We start from the raw sequence: 15,583 nt of genomic DNA, 5'->3' as shown, positions 1-15,583 counted from the left end.
GTTGCAACCGTAGTAGTCCTACCCCCGCTCGGCCTGGCCCCCGTCCTGCCGCCACCAGCTGTCAATCGTGGCGGCCAGGCGATCAATCTGGCGCTGGCGCAGGGGGTCATCGGCCCACGGCCCCAGCAGGTTCTGACGCAGGCCGGCGCTGGCGGGAGTGAGGTGGTCGCCGCCCAGCTGCAGCAGAGAGCTGCCGTCACCGGGGCGCTGCTGGAGCACCTCCAGCAGCGGGGGGCTCTGGTCGAGTGGATCGCTGCCGAAGCGGATCAGCAGGTTGCGGGGCACGCCGTAGAGCTGGCTCACCAGTCGCAGGGTTTCCTGCGGCGACGGGCTGAATTCGGTGCGCACCCCCAGCCGGGGGGCCAGATCAGCGAGGAGGGGGATCGAACGGTCGGCGGAGAAGTTGTTGAAGCTCATCGCCACCAGGGCACTGCTGCCCCGGCCCCCGTCCGGCGCCAGCAGGTGCAGCTTGCAGCCAAGGCTGTGACCGAGGCGCAGCACCGGCAGCGCCGGTGTTCCCGCCGATGTTCCTTGCCGCGCCCCCCGAAAGGCCCGCCAGGCCTCGGTGGCCTGGGCCTGATGGTCGAACCCCGGCACGTAACTCCAGGCCCGCAGGCTGAGCCCGCGCCGGCAGAGAGCCTCCAGCAGACGCCGGTAGCTGATCTGGGGGGTGGCGGCCAGGTAACTGCCACCGATGAACTCGATCACACCCGATGACTCGGGAGAATCCAGACACCAGAGACTCCCCTGCTGACGCCAGCGACTCACCGCGCTCAGGCCTGGGGAACCAGCCGCTTGAGGGCGGCCAGGGCCTCACGGGCATGGGCCGGCCCATCCAGCAGGTTGTTGAACACGTGGCGCACCACCCCCTCGCCATCGATCACGTAGGTGACGCGGCCCGGCAGCAGGTTGAGCAGGGCGCCGGGCACCCCGAAGGCCTGACGCAGGCTGTTGCCCTGATCCACCAGCAGGGGATAGGGGAGTTGATGCCGCTGGGAGAAGCGCCCATGGCTGGCGCCGTCATCGCCGCTCACGCCCCAGACCTCGGCGCCGAGGGCCTGCAGCTCAGCGTGATTGTCGCGGAAGGCGCAGGCCTCCATCGTGCAGCCGGGGGTGTCGTCCTTGGGATAGAAGAAGAGCACCAGGGGGCGCCCTGCGAGCTGATCGCTGCGGCGCTCCGTGCCGTTCTGATCCTTCAGGACGATCAGGGGAGCCCTGTCACCGACCTGGATGGCCTTGCCCACGGGTGCATCAAAAACAGCTCAAGTCACCCTAGGCAGCGTGGGGGCCGCAGCGAACCCGGCTGCATGGCTTGCAGACCCATTAACCCCATCAGCTCCAGGGAGCTGGGATCATGGAACGCAACCACGCTGGGGGAGCCGGCCCATGGCAGCACCGTCGGGATCCCCTCAGCCCCTGGATCCAGCAGGCCAGCAGGCCAACCGCTGGCAGCAGACCAGTCTGCTCAGCCTCGTGCCCGATGCGGCTGAACCAGGCCGAACTGAGCCAGCGGCCGCCGCCCCCACCGCTGTTCAGACGCCGCCGGCCAAGGCCACGAGCTCCGAGCTGACCTGTCCCCAGCGGCTGCTGATCCTCGACACCGAGACCACCGGCCTGGACCCGGAGCGCGACCACTGCATCGAAGTGGGAGCGGTGCTGTTTCATGTCTCCAGCCGCGCCGTGCTGAGCCAGTTGTCGCTGCTGTTGCCTTGCCAGAGCAACACGGCCGAGGCCATCAACGGCATCGATGCCGCCGTGAGCCGACTGGAGCAGCCCTGGCAGGCAGGGTTGCTCTATTTCCAGGAGCTGGTGGCCAGCGCCGATGTGATCGTGGCCCACAACGCCGCCTTCGATCGCGCCTGGTTCGGCCGGGGGCCTCTGCCGGCGATCGACAAGCCCTGGCTGTGCAGCATGGATGACCTGCGCTGGCCGAGCGAGCGCCGGCTGAAGGCCACCCCTTCGGTGCGGGATCTGGCCCTCGCCTATGGCATCCCGGTCTGGGCCGCCCACCGGGCCCTTACGGATTGCATCTACCTGGCCCAGGTCTTCGAGCGCTGCGAAGACCTGAACTCTCTGTTTCTGGCTGGGCTTGAGCCACGGCGTCTCTACCGGGCCGAGCTGCCCTACGACCAGCGCCATCGGGCACGGGAAGCGGGATTCCGCTGGAACGATCCGGTGGCCAAGGCCTGGAGCCGGCGCCTGAGCGAGCGGGAGGCGCGCGAGCTCGATTTTTCCGTCAGGCCGGTGGAGCCGGATGCAGCCGGCCGCCACGCCGCCTGAAGCCAGTGGCTTGATTGCATCCGATCACGACTCCATCGTTGCCAATTGCTGTCAAGTGCAGCCGCCAGGCGCAAGCTGTGGGCAGCAGCGCAAGTCCTGAGGGCAGCCATGGCGATGGAGCAGCGGGCAGGACCGGTCCTGCCGGAGAGACGCCGCCATCAGCAGCAGTTGCGCCGCTGGCAGAAAGCGCGCACCTGGGCACGGCTGATCCGTGAAGCGGAGGCCCTCTGGCGGGTGAACGTGCGAGATCTGCGCCGTCTGGGAGCCCTTGAGCTCGACCAGTTGCTGCAGGAAGTGCCGCCCTCGATCCGACCACGGGTGAACCGTTGGCTGGCTGGGTACGGAGCGCTCACCAGGCTGGCCTGAGCATGGGTGGCGGTGCCGCCATCGGGGCCCTCGGGGGGCTCGGTCTGTTCCTGATGGGCATGACCGTGATGAGCGAGGCCCTGCGTGCCCTGGCCGGCAGCCGCCTGAGGGCGTGGCTGCTCCGCTTCACGCGCACCCCCTGGTCCGGCGCCCTGATCGGCGCCGCTACCACCGCAGCGCTGCAGTCGTCGTCAGCCACCACCGTGGCCACGGTGGGATTCGTTCAGGCCGGGCTGATCAGCTTTCCCAGCTCCCTGGGCATCATCTTCGGAGCGAACGTGGGCAGCACCGGCCTGGGCTGGCTGGTGGCCCTGCTCGGTCTGAAGCTTGACCTAGCCAGGCTGATGCCGCCCCTGATCGCCCTCGGCGCTTGCCTGCGACTGCTGGGCCGGGGGCGTCTGGCCCAGATCGGCTTCGCCCTGGCGGGCTTCGGGGTGCTCTTCCTCGGGATCGGCACCCTGCAGGAGGCCATGGCCGGCCATGGGGTGCTGCTGCAACCGGAGCGCTTCGATGGAGCCAGCGTGGCCGGGCGCTTTCAACTGGTGCTGCTGGGACTGCTGACCACCGTGATCACCCAGTCGTCGGGGGCGGGGGTGGCCACCGCGCTCACGGCGCTCACCGCCGGAGCGATCGATCTGGGCCAGGCCGGTGCCCTGGTGATCGGCATGGACGTGGGCACCACGATCACCGCCCAGATCGCGGCCCTTGGCGCCAACCTCAGCGCCCGGCGCACGGCCGCCGCCCACCTGGTCTTCAACCTGGCCACGGCGGTGATGGCCTTCCTGCTGCTGCCGGCCTATCTGGGCCTGGGCCAGCGCTGGCTGGCCGGGCCGATCGCCGCGGATCCCGAATTCGCGCTCACCGCCTTTCACACGGGGTTCAACCTGCTGGGGGTGGCCCTGCTGCTGCCCTTCACCAGCTCGTTCGCCCACATGATCCAGGCCCTGCTGCCCGCCCCGGACGGGCGCGCGGCCGATGATCTCGATGAGCCTCCCAGCGCCGACACCGGGCGGGCCCTGGATCTGGCCCAGACCGCCCAGCAGCGTGGGCTGCTGGAGCTGATGCGCCATCTGCGCCAGGCCCTGGGTGCCGCGGCCAGCAACGGCCAGCGCCGGGCGGCAGGCCTCGAAGATCTGGAGGCCGACCTGGCCCGGATCGAGCAGTTCCTCGATCAGATCCACCTGCGCCGTCTGGATGAACCCGAAGCCCAGCGGCTGCTGCACCTCCTGCACAGCCTCGACCACCTGCAGCGCCTGCATGAACGCTGTGAGGAAGAACCGGAGCGGGCCAGCACCGTGCGCCAGAGCGGCGCCCTGCAACGGGAGCGCCAGGACCTGCTGGCGGCCTTGGAGCAGCTGGAGCCCCTGGTGGAGGCCCAGCAGTGGGGTGAGGTGGCACGGCGCAGCCAGGCCACCGGCCGCAGCCTGCACCGGCGGGTGAAGCCGCTGAGGCAAGGGGTGATGGCGGAGGTGGCCAGCGGCGGCGTCGAGGTGGAGCTGGCGAGCCAGCGGCTGGAGGCGATCCGCTGGCTGCGGCGGGTGAGCCAGCACCTGGGCCGGATCAGCGGCCATCTCGAAGCCGCGGCCCTGGCCAGGGGCTCCGGTGCTCCACCATGCCCCACGATGTCGCCCGGGTAGCAGCGCGACGGGGGCAGGTCGTCTCAACTGCAAGGCCCCTTCCGCTGATGTCATGTCGGGCCTGCTCTGGGAACGCCGCGCACAGATCGGCTGCTGCCTGCTGCTGCAGGGAAGCCTGCTGGCAACGGGCCTGGTGCTTGAGCACCTGCTCCAGCGCACCATCCCCTCCCCCGGGGGAGCACGGATCGCCACAACGCATGGATGACGCGCTCCGATCCGGGCACCCTGCGCTCCTGGATCCGTTGCTGGAGCAGCTGGAGCAGCGGGTGGTGCTGATCTTCGAGGCCTGTGAGCTGCTGCGCCACCAGTGAGACTCGGTGACCGATGCCTACATGGCCAGCATCTATGGCAAGAATTTCGTGAACATGGCTGAGCTCAGTCTCAAGTATGGCTACCGCATTGTTGTGGTGCTGATGGGGCTGGCGGCACTGCTGCAGAGTGTCTGGCTGTGGCGCCGCGGCTTGTTTCAGGACTAGACGATCATTGGACGCTGATCAGGCCGTCTTGTCTTGACTTGTCTGGGCTGAGTCTGGGTTGGATTGACAGATCAATGGCGCTGCCTGAGGCTGACGGCTCAGCTCGATTCCTTGCCACCGATGGTTCCATCCATTGAACAGTTCATCGAGCGCCTCAAAGCTGACGAGGATCTGCAGCACAAGGTCAAACGGGCCCTCAAAGCCGAAGAACTGGCGGTGGTGGCCGGCGACGCTGGATTCAGCTTCACGGCAGCGGAACTGGTGAAGGGTTTCGCCCAGCTGCTGCTGGACAGTGAGGATGCCAGGGCCGTGGCACTCTTCAATGATCTGGGCTGGGACGCCGGCGAGCTGCTCTGGTCCCTCAAAGGCTGGGCTGGCTGAGTGAGTCAGGGCCGCTGAGCCCGGCGCCGGCGCTGCCGGCTCGCCCGGGAGCGGCAGGTGCTGGAGCAATAGCAGGCATCGCGGCGACGGGCGCTGAATACCTCACCGCAGGAGCGGCAGAGCCGGGCAGTGGTTGTGCTGGGATCCTCAAGCAGGCGCTGGCTGATGCGTTCACCCAGCACCAGATCAAGGCCATAGCCCTCCCGAAGCAGGCAGTCGGTGTCGGCGTAGCCCAGGGCCTCGGCCAGTTCCGGCGCCTCGAGCAGGAAGCGCTGCAACATCCGCACCAGCGGATACCCCTCATCCCAGAACCAGCACCGCCGCTGACGCACCAGCTCGGCCCAGTGCTCCAGTGGTTGATCGCCGAGCCGGTCATCAAAGGCGGGCTCGTCACTCCAGCCAGGATCCATCCGCCTTGAACGTCCGAACACCCGGAGCCGAGCCTATGGGGTTGTGGCAATCACAACCCAGCCCTAACCCCTCATTAACGGAGAAGCAGTCCCGCAGCCCCCAGAGTGGATTTGAAGGTCATCCATTCCATGGGCTCGACTGTGACGTTGCTTCGGTTGCCTCGTGGGCTGTGGATCTGTCTTCTGGCCGCTCTGGCTCCGCTCCCGACGCTCGGCACGTCCGGCCCAGCCCTGGGCCAGAGCAGCAAGGGGGTGATCCGTATCAGCGGATCGAGCACGGTGTTCCCGATCACCGCCGAAGCCAGCCGCCGCTTCCGCCAGAGCCCCCCCGGACGCGATGTGCGCTTCGAGCTCAAGGAAACGGGAACCACCGGCGGCTTCCGCGCGTTCTGCTCCGGGGCGGTGGCGATCAGCAACGCCTCCAGACCGATCAACAGCCAAGAACTGAAAGCCTGTGCAGCCAAGGGCATTCGCTTCATCGAACTGCCGATCGCCTTCGATGCCCTGACCGTGGCGGTCAACCCCCGCAACAGCTGGGCCAGGACGATCTCCCCCAGGGAGTTGGGGCGTCTCTGGAACCGCAGTGCCCAGGGCCGCATCATGCGCTGGAATCAGGTGAACAGCGCCTGGCCGGCCAAGCCGATCACGCTCTGCGGCCCCGACAAGGATTCAGGCACCTTCGATTATTTCAACAAAGCCGTGAACGGTAATGCCACCAACTCCCGAAGTGATTACAGAAGCAGTGAAGATGACAACGTTCTGGTGAACTGTGTGGCCAATGACCTGCAGGCCCTCGGATATTTCGGCTACAGCTACTACGCCGCCAACCGCAACCGCCTGAGGGCACTGGCGGTGGAGGGGCCAAAGGGAGCCGTGCATCCTTCGCTCGAGACCGTGCAGAAGGAGCGCTACCTCCCCTTCTCCCGTCCTCTGTTCCTGTACATCAACAACGAGCAATTGCAGGAGCGTCCTGAGCTGCAGCGGTTCGTCACGGCCTTCGTTCGCCAGGGCCGCCGGATCGTCAAGGCCGCCGGCGCCATTCCCCTGACCGAGAGCACCTACCTGCTGGTGGAAACCAAGCTCTACCGCCACGTGCTGGGCAGCTCCTTCTCCGGCGATCTGCCGGTGGGCCTCACGGTCGGCCAGGCCCTGGGCCGCAGCTTCCAGCAGTTGAAGCGGCCGCTGCCCCGCTGAGCATCGGCCCTGGGCAAGCCTGCCTGAGAATGGAGTCATCGCCAACCGCGAGCATGGAACCACCCAGGGACCAAGGCCTCGATCAGTCCGGTGCACCCCCGCTGCCGATCCCTGAAGCCATCAGCAACGGGGTCCACGCGGCCCAGCTGATCCAGAAGCAGACCAGACGGCTGGGGCGTCTGCAGCCCGAGGTGCTGGCTGATACCGATCCCGAACCCCTGCATCAGCTGCGGGTGAGCCTGCGGCGGTTACGCACCGCCCTGGTGCAGTTCCAGCCGGCCCTCACCCTGCCCGATGGCATCAGCGAGCGCCGCATCGCCCGCGTGGCCCGGCGCACTGGGCTCTGCCGTGATCTCGATGTGCTGCGCGAGCGCCTGGAGACCAGATTGCTGCCTTCGCTGCCCGACCGTGAGGCCAAGGCGCTGCGGCCCGCCATGAAACAGCTGACCCGCGATCGGCGCCGGGCATTCGAGGGATTGGCGGACTCCCTGCGCAGCCACCGTTACCTGAAGCTGCTGGAACGCCTGCACCGCTGGCAGGATCGACCCCGCTTCACCAGCCTGGGGACTTTGCCCCTGGAGCCCTGGCTGGGGGAATGGCGCGCCCAGGCCGTGACGGGGCTGTTTCTCGAACCGGGCTGGTTCAGCGACGATCCCGGCGATCCGGCGCTGCATGGATTGCGCAAGCGGATCAAGGGGGTGCGCTACGGCCTCGAGAACCTGGAGCCTTACCTCGATCCTGCCCTCAGCCGCTGGCTCACCGATCTCAGGCAGGCCCAGGACATTCTCGGGGATCTGCACGACCTGCAGGTGCTGGCCGAGGTGCTTGAGGACGTGCTCGGCTCCTGCCCCAGCCAATCCTTCCCCCAGCTCAGCCACTGGATCAAGCGCCAGCAGAGCGAAGGCTGGCAGCACTGGCTCGAGCTTGGAGGCCGGCTGAGCCAGGACAGCAACCGCTGGTCGCTTCAGGCCCTGCTGGCGGGCCAGCACACAAAAAAACCGGCTGGGGAAGCCGGTGAAGAGATGATGAACGATTAAAAAATCGGAGCGGCGGGATTTGAACCCACGACCCCCACTACCCCAAAGTGGTGCGCTACCAAGCTGCGCTACGCCCCGGTGAAATGGAAGCTATCACAGCCCCCGCGGCAGCCACGACTCCCAGGTGCGCACCCGTTTGAGCCGCCTGAGAATCCGCCTGGTGAGCCTCTCGCGGCTCTGGCTGGCGTAGCCCCAGAGGCGAAGGCGCCGCGCCAGCTGCCGCAGCTGGGCCAGGTTCAGGGCCGCCAGGCGCAGCTCCGGCAGACGGCGCCAGGCACTGGCCGTGACCGGCAGCTGGTTGCCCTGGTGCACCCCGGGGATCGAGCGCATGGCTCCGCCGGCCATCCACTCGGGCACGAGCACGAACAGCACCGCCAGCAGGCCGTAGAGCTCCACCAGCCCCTTCGGCAAGGGGTGGAGTTGTCGTTTGCCCTCCGGGCCGTCGTCGGGGGATGCCAAGGGATTCAGAGCAGGGTGCCTTTCGGCTGGGCCGCCGGTACGGCTGGGCTGCTGCGGCCGGGGGGATCCTTCCAGAGCAGCGGGGTTTCCTTGGCCGGCTGGAGCCGAACACTCCAGAACACCAGGGCCGCCACCGCTCCCAGGGTTAGGGCCATCAGCAGCAGCACGGTGCGGTCGGGGAGGGGGTTCATGCCATCAGACCTGATCCGTGCGCAGGCAGAGCATCCGCTGCGGCAGCCGCTCCAGGGTAAGTTCATCCCCGCGCAGGATCAGGCGCAGACGATCGGTGCCGTAGCGCAGGCCCGGCAGCGGAGAGTCTTCGCGGAAAACGGTGGTGCGGGAGCGGCCGGCCAGCAGCGAGGCCTGGGCATCGTTGCGTTCCACCACCACCTTGTTGGTGCCGTTGCAGAGAAAGGTTTCACGCACCTCGTAGTTCTCCCACCAGGGCGAGGACATCGCCACAGCGATGCCACCGAAGGGAAGACCCAGCAGGGGAGCCCAGGCCAGAAGCCCAAGCCAGCGCGGCCTGCGGTGCTGCTTGGTCGTCGACATCCCCGTGACCTGCCAGGACTTGAGTTTGCCCCAGCCGCCCTGGGAACGCCAGGCATCAGCGATTCCTCACCCCGGCACCAGCGGGGCTGGGGCCTGGTCAGGGGGGGGATGCGGGCAGCACCTGGCGGTAACCGGCTGCACTGAACACCTGCAGGGGCGTCTCGAACAGATCACTGAGGGGGCCATCGGTCAGCAACTCCGCCGCCGGGCCATCAGCCACGACCGCGCCCTCACGCAACAGCAGACAGCGGCTGATCTCGGGGATGATCGACTCGATCTGGTGGGTGACCAGCAGCAGGGTGGTGCCGGCCTGGGCCAGCTGGCGCAGGACCAGCAGCAACTGGTGTTTGGCGCGCAGGTCAAGGCCGGTGGTGGGTTCATCCAGCACCAGCACCTGGGGATCGTGCACCAGGGCGCGAGCCAGCAACAGGCGCATGCGCTGGCCATCGGAGAGCTGGCGGTAGGGGCGATCGGCCAGATCCTCCAGCCGCAGCCGAACCATCAGGTCCTGCACCCGCTGGCGCTGCCCCGGGCTGGGATGCTGGCTGGGACCGATCCCCACCGAACCGAAGAAGCCCGAGAGCACCACGTCACTGGCTGGAACCGCGCCGACATAGCCAACCTGGAGGTCGCGGGACACCAGCCCGATGCGGGCGCGCAGATCCCAGAGGTTGACCGTCTCATGGCCGAACAGACGCAGGTGGGAGCCCGGCTTGACCACGGGGTAGATCTCACGGCTGAGCAGCTTGATCAGGGCGCTCTTGCCGGCCCCGTTCGGCCCCAGGATCACACTGTTCTCCCCCCGGTGCAGGCGCAGGCTGAGGTTGTCGAACACCCGGCGGGTGCCCAGGTAGGCCTCAACGGCCTGCAGCTCGAGGTAAGGATCAGCCGCGGTCATGGGGTCCGGCGCAGGGTCTCCAGCGCCAGCTGCAGGGAGGGGGCGAGGGGCCGGGCCTGCTGCAGCTTCGGGCTCCAGACCTGGCCTGTGGCCAGCTCCTCAAGGCCAGCCAGGACCATGTCCTGACCCTCCAGCAACTGAAGCTTCTCCAGGGGCAGCGGCAGGCTGGAGCGAAAGAAGTGGGCAATCCGTTGCGAGGTGCTGTGGCGGAACCAGAAGGGAAGTTCCCCTGAGCACCAGTTGATTTCCTCCTGCAGCTCCCGCCTGAGGGCCTGATCCGGGCTCTCGCCAGGGTCGAGGTGGCCGCCGAAGAGGCCCCAGGTGCCCGGGGAGACAATGCCTGGGATGTCATCGCGCAGCTGCACCAACCAGCGGCCGTCGCGCTCCAGCATCGCCAGGGCCACCTCCAGCATCAGCAGAGCTCAGCTGGGGCCGCCATCAGGCCGGTCCATCAAGAACGAAGCGGTAACGCACGTCGCCCTGGCGCAGCCGCTCGATCGCCGTGTTGATCTCGGCCATCGGCAGGTGCTCCACCAGTGGTGCGATGCCGTGGCGGGCACAGAACTCGACCATGCGGCGCAGGGAAGCCGGCGACGAGGTGGGGCTGCCGGTGACGCTGCGACGGCCGGCGATCAGCGGGAACGCCGGGATCTGCAGAGGGCTGAGCGGCACACCAAGCTGATGCAGCCGGCCCAGGGGCGCGAGGCTGCCGATCAGGGCAGGCCAGTCGAGATCGTGGTTGCTGGTGTTGATGATCAGGTCGAAGACACCTGGATGGTCTCCCAGCTCGGAGAGGGCCAGCACCCGATGGGCCCCGAGGCGGCGGGCCTCGTCCGCCTTGGCCGGAGAGGTGGTGACCGCGGTGACCTCACAGCCCCAGGCGCGGGCGAACTGAAGGGCCATGTGTCCCAGCCCGCCGATGCCGATCACGGCCACCCGCGAGGTGGGCGAAACCGCCTCATCGAAGAGCGGAGCGAAGACGGTGATGCCACCGCAGAACAGCGGCCCGGCATCGGCGGCTGAAACGCCGTCGGGGATGGCCACGATCCAGTCCTGATGGGCCATGACGTGGCTGGCGAAGCCCCCATGTCGACCCACCACCGACGCCTCGAGCGAGGGACAGAGGTTGGCGTTGCCGCCGAGGCACCAGTCGCAGTGGCGGCAGCTGCCGGCGATCCAGCCCAGGCCCTGGATCGATCCCAGCAGGCCGCTGTCCACGCCGGCTCCCACCGCCGCCACCCGCCCGACCACCTCGTGGCCAGGTACGAGCGGGTAGGTGCTGATCCCCCAGGAGTTGTCGAGCATCGAGAGGTCGCTGTGGCACAGCCCGCAATGCAGCACTTCGAGCAGCACCTCATCCGGTCCTGGATCCAGCAGGGTGGCCTGGGAGCGCTCGAGCCGGCCGCCTTTGGCCAGGGCTTGCCACACGGTGATCTGCACACGACCTCAGCGGCTTGGCGTCAACGTAACCCAGGCCTCAAAGACGACGCTCCAGCAGGAACAGGTAGGGCTGGGGGTCCCCTTTCGCCTGCATCAGCCCGAGCACGGTGTCGTCGTCGACGCGGCGGAAGGCGTCATGCGCAGGCAGATGGTCGTAGAGCATCGTGGCGCTGACCACACCACGCACCTCCATGCGCCGCAGGCGGGCCTGGGAACGCCGGGTGCGCAGCAGCAACAGCGACCGGCGCAGCAGCGGCCCCGGCAGGGTGAAGGCCTGGGGGGAGACGCAGCGGGCCAGCTCCAGCGCCCCCGGCAGAGGCCGGATCGGGAACGGATCGCCCGAGCCGATGCGCATCAGCAGCGGGTGCACGGTCTCGGCATCGAGAAACTCCTTGCCATACCAGCCGCAGACCTCGAGCCAGCCCTCGATCGGATGACCAGTGCGGATCTCGCTGCCCTGCCAGCGTCCCCAGAGCATGGCCGGATCCACCGGTGGCAACGCATCGAAGACGGCCAGGGCTTCATCAAGGTTGGAGCGGCGCTCGCGCAGCAAGCGCTGGAGACTGATGGCAGTGGCCATGGGCAGGACCTTCCCGGGGTAGGGATTGATGACGGCACAGGAGAAACAGCCGTCGTGGTGGCCCATGCCCGATCAGCCTGGGGATCCATGCATGGACTGGCGATGGTGGCAGCCCTGGTGATCCTGGCGGTGATCGTGGCGGTTGGAGCCCTGCTCAACCCCTCCGGCGACGACTTCCGCTGGTTTCTGCACCTGCGACGCCCCCGCTGGCTGACCTTCGAGCGCTGGATCCCGGCGATCTGGCTGGCGATCTACCTCTGTTTCTATGCCTCGGCTCTGCTGGTGTGGCAGGCGAGCACCAGCCTGGCGCTGATGGCCGGCTACCTGGGGCTGGTGCTGCTGGTGCAGAGCTACACCTGGTTAATCTGTCGCAGCCGGACCCTGCGCAACGGCACCGTGATCGGCCTGGCCGGCTGGGCCTGGGGAGTGGCTCTGGCGGTGGTGGTGCTGCCGCTGTCGCGGCCGGCGGCACTGCTGCTGATTCCCTTCCTGCTCTGGAGCCCGGTGGGCAGCTTCGTGACCTGGCGGATGGAAGGCCTCAACCGCTGAGGGACTCAGCTGGGTGCTCGATCTTCTCCTCCACGGCCTGCCAGACCACCCGATAAGCCAGGGTCTCGGATTCACCCCATGGCTGGGTGGCGGGCTGATGCCAGGCCACCTGACGTGAAAGCTCGCCGAAATCCTCAGGTAACTGCTCCAAGTCGAGCAGGGTCAGGGCTTCGGGTAGATCCAGTGAATGAACATGCATGGGACAACCTCCTGCTGATGCAGCCAGTGGCTGGGCAGCGCGTGGTGCGTGCCCAACTCCAAGCTGGCACAACACTCCAGAAGACGCTCAGGCTCGCTTGATCAGCCGCAACAACAGCACCGCCAGCCCCGCGCCGATCGCCGCCTTGATGACGCTGTCAAGGAGCGGAGCGCCAATCGAGGGGCCCAGGCCCGCCAGCGCGAGGCCACCGATCAGGGCACCGATGATCCCGGCCAGCAGATGCATCAACAGCCCACCCGCCAGCCATCCGGCGACGACGCCCACGAGCAGGAACAACAGAACGTTCATGGGCTGACGAAAGCAGTGAATGAAAGAAACTCCCCCATCAACGCGCCCGGCTCGTGAAGGGCAACCGGAAGCTGCTTGGGGACCTCAGCGGTCAGACCGCATGATCCCTGATCGGCCGGCCGTCGTGGCGCTCTCGCAGGGAGGCTTGCAGAACGTTGCCGTCCTCGTGAATTGCGTCGACAGCAGGCTGAAGCGATGGAGAACAAGGTGAAGACCCATTGCGCTTGTTCTAGTGTCCTGTCCCGGAGATTTGTGCACAAAGCCGCTGGAGCTTCTCCAGGATTGAATCCGCTGTTGCCGTCCAGTTGAACGGTACCTTGGTCTTGTTGTAGGCGGCCACGAACTGCTCGATCTTGGCGATCAGCTCCTTGACGCTGGAGAAGCTGCCGCGTCGGATCGCCCGCTGCGTGATGATCCCAAACCAGCGCTCGACCTGGTTGAGCCAGGAGGCGTAGGTGGGGGTGTAGTGCACGTGGAAGCGGGGCCGCTGGGCAAGCCAGGCACGGACCTTGACGTGCTTGTGGGTGCAGTAGTTGTCCACGATCAGGTGCACGTCCAGATCCTCGGGGACGGACTTCTCGATCTGCCTGAGGAACCCCAGGAACTCCTGGTGCCGGTGGCGGGGTTTGCACTGGGTGATCACTTCTCCTGTGCCCACGTCCAAAGCCGCGAACAGGGTGGTGGTGCCGTGGCGGATGTAGTCGTGGGTGACGCCTTCCACGTAGCCCAGGCCCATGGGCAGCAGCGGCTGGGTGCGGTCGAGAGCCTGGATCTGTGTCTTTTCGTCGACGCAGAGCACCATCGCCTTGTCGGGCGGGTTCAGGTACAGGCCAACGATGTCGCGGACCTTTTCGACAAAGAACGGATCCGTCGACAGCTTGAAGTGCTTTTGCCGGTGGGGCTGCACCGAGAAGGTCTGCAGCCAGCGGTGAACCGTGGTCTTGGAGATGCCAGTCGCTGCAGCCAAAGTCCGAGCACTCCAGTGGGTGCTGCCATCGGTTGGCTTGGTCTGCAGGGCCCGGTTGATCACCTCGGCCACCCTGTCGTCCTCGTAGGTGCGAGGTCGGCCAGGCCTGAGCTCGTCGTGCAGTCCCTCGATGCCCAGATCGAGGTAGCGCTGGCGCCACTTGCCCACCGTTGAGCCCCTGACGCAGAAGCGTTCTGCCACGGCTGTATTGGTCTCACCAGCAGCACAGGCCAAAACGATCTGGGCGCGCTGAACGATCGAATGCGGCAAGGTCCGCGATCCAGCGAGGCTCTTGAGTTGACTCACCTCGTCTGCCGACAGCTCCAGCGGAGCCATGGGGCGACCCACAGGCATGGAACTACTCCCAGAGGAGACACTCCATATTCTACCGGCTATTTCCGGGACGGAACACTAGGGCACATTGTCATTAGGCCAGACCCAGCCGATCGTGACATCAGTGGGACCTGGAGGCTTCGCAGCCGCCAAAGATTTCTGGAGATCTCCATGCCAACCACCACAGGGATGAAAGGAGGGGGCTACTACGACGCCAACTCCAAGGCCCAACGTGCAGCAATGGAGCCATTTCTGCCCTGGCTGGAGGCTTCCATCGAGCGGTTGCCAGCTCCATCCCAGGGGCAAGATTGTTACCGTTTCCTTGACATCGGCAGCTCTGAAGGAGCCAACGCCGTGTATGCCATCAAGCGTTTGATCAGGGCTCTACGGAGAGTGTCCTCCCTGCCCATTCAGGTGGGATTCAATGACCTTCCCAGCAATGATTTCAACAGGCTGTTTCTTAATCTCTTTCCTCAGGGTCGGCTTGAGCTCGCGGCTGAGGAGATCTATGCCTGTGCCGTGGCCGGTACAGCCTTTGGCCGCCTGGTGCCGGCCGGATCGCTCCAACTCGCCACTACGTTCAATGCCATCGGCTTTCTGAACGAGAAACCGAAGGCCGATCTTCCGAATTTCATCCTGCCGATGGCACCAGGACCCCATGCTCCGCGGCGCGGTGTGGACGTGACGGATCAGGACCTGATTCCCTTCCGTACCCAGGCGGCCTCAGACCTCAAGGCCTTCTACGCAGCACGTGCAGCCGAGTTGGTGAGCGGTGGGCAGTTGCTTGTGCAGGTCTTTGGGCGCCGTGGGGAACTCTCCACCAGCCATGGGATCTATGACGTGCTCAGTGATGCCCTGCTCGATGCCGTGGAGCAGGGACGACTTCCCCAGGTGGTCTACGAGCAGCTCCTCTTTCCAATCTACTTTCGCAGCCTGGAGGAGCTATTGGCGCCTTTGCAGCCGGGTGCTGAGCATGAGGATTGCTTCGAGGTGCTTCAAGCTGAGGCCCAGGAGGTTGTGGTTCCTTTCAACCAGCAATGGGAACTCGACGGCGACGTGAATGCTTGGGCCAGGCAGTACACCGGCTTCATGCGGGCCTTCACCGAGGCCATTCTGGCGGCTGCCCTTCCCGAGAATTTGCCCCAGGCGGAAATCCTCGAGTGGATCTAGGAACGCATCGAGCAGCGCCTGATGACGACTCCAGAGCGCTATGCCTTTCACTACATCTCAATCGGGGCCTTGTTGAAGCGGCTCTGAGTGTGCTCTGGATCGTCAAGGACCATTCGACTTCATCACCTCGAGATTACGCTCACAGGTGGCTTTGTCGACGTAGATCAGAACTTCACTATGCTCGGATCTCCTGCAGGCAAATGCCGGATCTTTGAGGCCAAAGGTGCCGCTTGTCTGATGGGTACAGGTGCGAAACTGACTGATGCTTTCTGGCTGAAGTCGCGTGCAGGCGGCTGAGCTGGGCTGGAGCCAGTCGAACCCAAAAGATCCGGCCACGGGCCCCTTC

The 15,583-nt window shown here is 66.4% G+C and carries 23 protein-coding genes and 1 tRNA gene; 10 read left to right on the top strand and 14 right to left on the bottom strand.

Translation table 11 applies throughout. The features are described from left to right. Positions 1-18: 18 nt before the first annotated feature. Together WH5701_RS03275 and WH5701_RS03270 are read right to left on the bottom strand one after the other, a co-directional pair. Positions 19-768, bottom strand: a complete 750-nt coding sequence (locus tag WH5701_RS03275; RefSeq protein WP_037979509.1) for a DUF1350 family protein — start codon at positions 766-768, stop codon at positions 19-21. Between the two features lie 5 nt (positions 769-773). Further along, positions 774-1,244, bottom strand: coding sequence for a peroxiredoxin (locus WH5701_RS03270; protein ID WP_006170504.1), 471 nt, complete (start codon positions 1,242-1,244; stop codon positions 774-776). A gap of 142 nt (positions 1,245-1,386) precedes the next feature. Between WH5701_RS03270 and WH5701_RS03265 the strand changes: the two genes are divergently transcribed. From WH5701_RS03265 to WH5701_RS03250, 6 genes are all read left to right on the top strand, one after another. Then, positions 1,387-2,280, top strand: a complete 894-nt coding sequence (locus WH5701_RS03265) for a 3'-5' exonuclease (protein ID WP_006170503.1) — start codon at positions 1,387-1,389, stop codon at positions 2,278-2,280. Between the two features lie 108 nt (positions 2,281-2,388). Then, positions 2,389-2,646: a hypothetical protein gene (locus WH5701_RS03260; protein WP_006170502.1), complete on the top strand. Its 258-nt coding sequence runs from the start codon at positions 2,389-2,391 to the stop codon at positions 2,644-2,646. A 2-nt stretch (positions 2,647-2,648) separates the two neighbouring features. Next, the gene (locus WH5701_RS03255; RefSeq protein ID WP_006170501.1) at positions 2,649-4,283 is read left to right on the top strand and encodes a Na/Pi cotransporter family protein; all 1,635 of its coding nucleotides are present in this window, start codon (positions 2,649-2,651) and stop codon (positions 4,281-4,283) included. A 52-nt stretch (positions 4,284-4,335) separates the two neighbouring features. Continuing rightward, a complete protein-coding gene (locus WH5701_RS17440; RefSeq protein ID WP_006170500.1) occupies positions 4,336-4,488 on the top strand; it encodes a hypothetical protein in 153 nt (50 codons plus the stop codon). A 112-nt stretch (positions 4,489-4,600) separates the two neighbouring features. Then, positions 4,601-4,759 carry a hypothetical protein gene (locus tag WH5701_RS17435; RefSeq protein WP_006170498.1) on the top strand — a complete coding sequence of 53 codons (159 nt, stop codon included), beginning with the start codon at positions 4,601-4,603 and terminating at the stop codon, positions 4,757-4,759. Positions 4,760-4,879: 120 nt separating this feature from the next. Further along, a complete protein-coding gene (locus WH5701_RS03250; RefSeq protein ID WP_006170497.1) occupies positions 4,880-5,140 on the top strand; it encodes a Nif11-like leader peptide family RiPP precursor in 261 nt (86 codons plus the stop codon). 5 nt (positions 5,141-5,145) lie between these two features. Here WH5701_RS03250 and WH5701_RS03245 read toward each other — a convergent pair whose 3' ends face one another. Further along, positions 5,146-5,550, bottom strand: a complete 405-nt coding sequence (locus WH5701_RS03245; protein ID WP_006170496.1) for a hypothetical protein — start codon at positions 5,548-5,550, stop codon at positions 5,146-5,148. A gap of 156 nt (positions 5,551-5,706) precedes the next feature. On the opposite strand from WH5701_RS03245, the gene WH5701_RS03240 reads away from it, so the two are divergent. Beyond that, entirely contained in the window at positions 5,707-6,744 is a 1,038-nt protein-coding gene (locus WH5701_RS03240; protein ID WP_006170495.1) for a PstS family phosphate ABC transporter substrate-binding protein, read from the top strand. Between the two features lie 53 nt (positions 6,745-6,797). Then, positions 6,798-7,781, top strand: a complete 984-nt coding sequence (locus WH5701_RS03235; RefSeq protein WP_006170494.1) for a CHAD domain-containing protein — start codon at positions 6,798-6,800, stop codon at positions 7,779-7,781. A gap of 4 nt (positions 7,782-7,785) precedes the next feature. Here the strand turns inward: WH5701_RS03235 and WH5701_RS03230 are convergent. From WH5701_RS03230 to WH5701_RS03195, 8 genes are all read right to left on the bottom strand, one after another. Then, a tRNA-Pro gene (locus tag WH5701_RS03230) sits at positions 7,786-7,859 on the bottom strand. 15 nt (positions 7,860-7,874) lie between these two features. Then, the gene (locus WH5701_RS03225; RefSeq protein WP_037979507.1) at positions 7,875-8,240 is read right to left on the bottom strand and encodes a hypothetical protein; all 366 of its coding nucleotides are present in this window, start codon (positions 8,238-8,240) and stop codon (positions 7,875-7,877) included. A 5-nt stretch (positions 8,241-8,245) separates the two neighbouring features. Then, the gene (locus tag WH5701_RS03220; RefSeq protein ID WP_006170492.1) at positions 8,246-8,431 is read right to left on the bottom strand and encodes a hypothetical protein; all 186 of its coding nucleotides are present in this window, start codon (positions 8,429-8,431) and stop codon (positions 8,246-8,248) included. A 4-nt stretch (positions 8,432-8,435) separates the two neighbouring features. Continuing rightward, positions 8,436-8,792, bottom strand: a complete 357-nt coding sequence (locus tag WH5701_RS03215) for a hypothetical protein (protein WP_006170491.1) — start codon at positions 8,790-8,792, stop codon at positions 8,436-8,438. A 97-nt stretch (positions 8,793-8,889) separates the two neighbouring features. Then, a complete protein-coding gene (locus WH5701_RS03210) occupies positions 8,890-9,690 on the bottom strand; it encodes an ABC transporter ATP-binding protein (RefSeq protein WP_006170490.1) in 801 nt (266 codons plus the stop codon). Beyond that, complete coding sequence (locus WH5701_RS03205; protein WP_006170489.1) at positions 9,687-10,103, bottom strand: NUDIX hydrolase; 417 nt, start codon at positions 10,101-10,103, stop codon at positions 9,687-9,689. Before WH5701_RS03205 ends, WH5701_RS03210 begins: the two co-directional genes overlap by 4 nt. Positions 10,104-10,128: 25 nt before the next feature. After that, positions 10,129-11,130: an NAD(P)-dependent alcohol dehydrogenase gene (locus tag WH5701_RS03200; RefSeq protein WP_006170488.1), complete on the bottom strand. Its 1,002-nt coding sequence runs from the start codon at positions 11,128-11,130 to the stop codon at positions 10,129-10,131. 37 nt (positions 11,131-11,167) lie between these two features. After that, positions 11,168-11,710 (bottom strand): DUF4334 domain-containing protein, encoded by a 543-nt coding sequence (locus WH5701_RS03195; RefSeq protein ID WP_037980158.1) that lies wholly within the window; start codon positions 11,708-11,710, stop codon positions 11,168-11,170. Between the two features lie 102 nt (positions 11,711-11,812). Here WH5701_RS03195 and WH5701_RS03190 point away from each other — a divergent pair, with 102 nt between their 5' ends. Next, on the top strand, positions 11,813-12,259 hold the full coding sequence (locus WH5701_RS03190) for a TspO/MBR family protein (RefSeq protein ID WP_037980156.1): 447 nt from the start codon (positions 11,813-11,815) through the stop codon (positions 12,257-12,259). On the opposite strand, the gene WH5701_RS03185 is transcribed toward WH5701_RS03190, so the two are convergent. From WH5701_RS03185 to WH5701_RS03175, 3 genes are all read right to left on the bottom strand, one after another. Continuing rightward, complete coding sequence (locus WH5701_RS03185) at positions 12,249-12,458, bottom strand: hypothetical protein (RefSeq protein WP_006170485.1); 210 nt, start codon at positions 12,456-12,458, stop codon at positions 12,249-12,251. The genes WH5701_RS03190 and WH5701_RS03185 overlap by 11 nt on opposite strands. A gap of 87 nt (positions 12,459-12,545) precedes the next feature. Then, a complete protein-coding gene (locus WH5701_RS03180) occupies positions 12,546-12,767 on the bottom strand; it encodes a hypothetical protein (RefSeq protein WP_006170484.1) in 222 nt (73 codons plus the stop codon). A gap of 229 nt (positions 12,768-12,996) precedes the next feature. Further along, the gene (locus tag WH5701_RS03175) at positions 12,997-14,088 is read right to left on the bottom strand and encodes an IS630 family transposase (protein ID WP_037979344.1); all 1,092 of its coding nucleotides are present in this window, start codon (positions 14,086-14,088) and stop codon (positions 12,997-12,999) included. Positions 14,089-14,238: 150 nt separating this feature from the next. Between WH5701_RS03175 and WH5701_RS03170 the strand changes: the two genes are divergently transcribed. Further along, entirely contained in the window at positions 14,239-15,237 is a 999-nt protein-coding gene (locus WH5701_RS03170) for a cyclopropane-fatty-acyl-phospholipid synthase (RefSeq protein ID WP_198005122.1), read from the top strand. The last annotated feature ends 346 nt before the right edge of the window (positions 15,238-15,583 follow it).

Source organism: Synechococcus sp. WH 5701 (assembly GCF_000153045.1).
Lineage (GTDB): Bacteria > Cyanobacteriota > Cyanobacteriia > PCC-6307 > Cyanobiaceae > Regnicoccus_A > Regnicoccus_A antarcticus.
The sequence above is the reverse complement of the archived record's forward strand: the minus strand, read 5'-3'. Positions and strand labels throughout refer to the sequence as shown.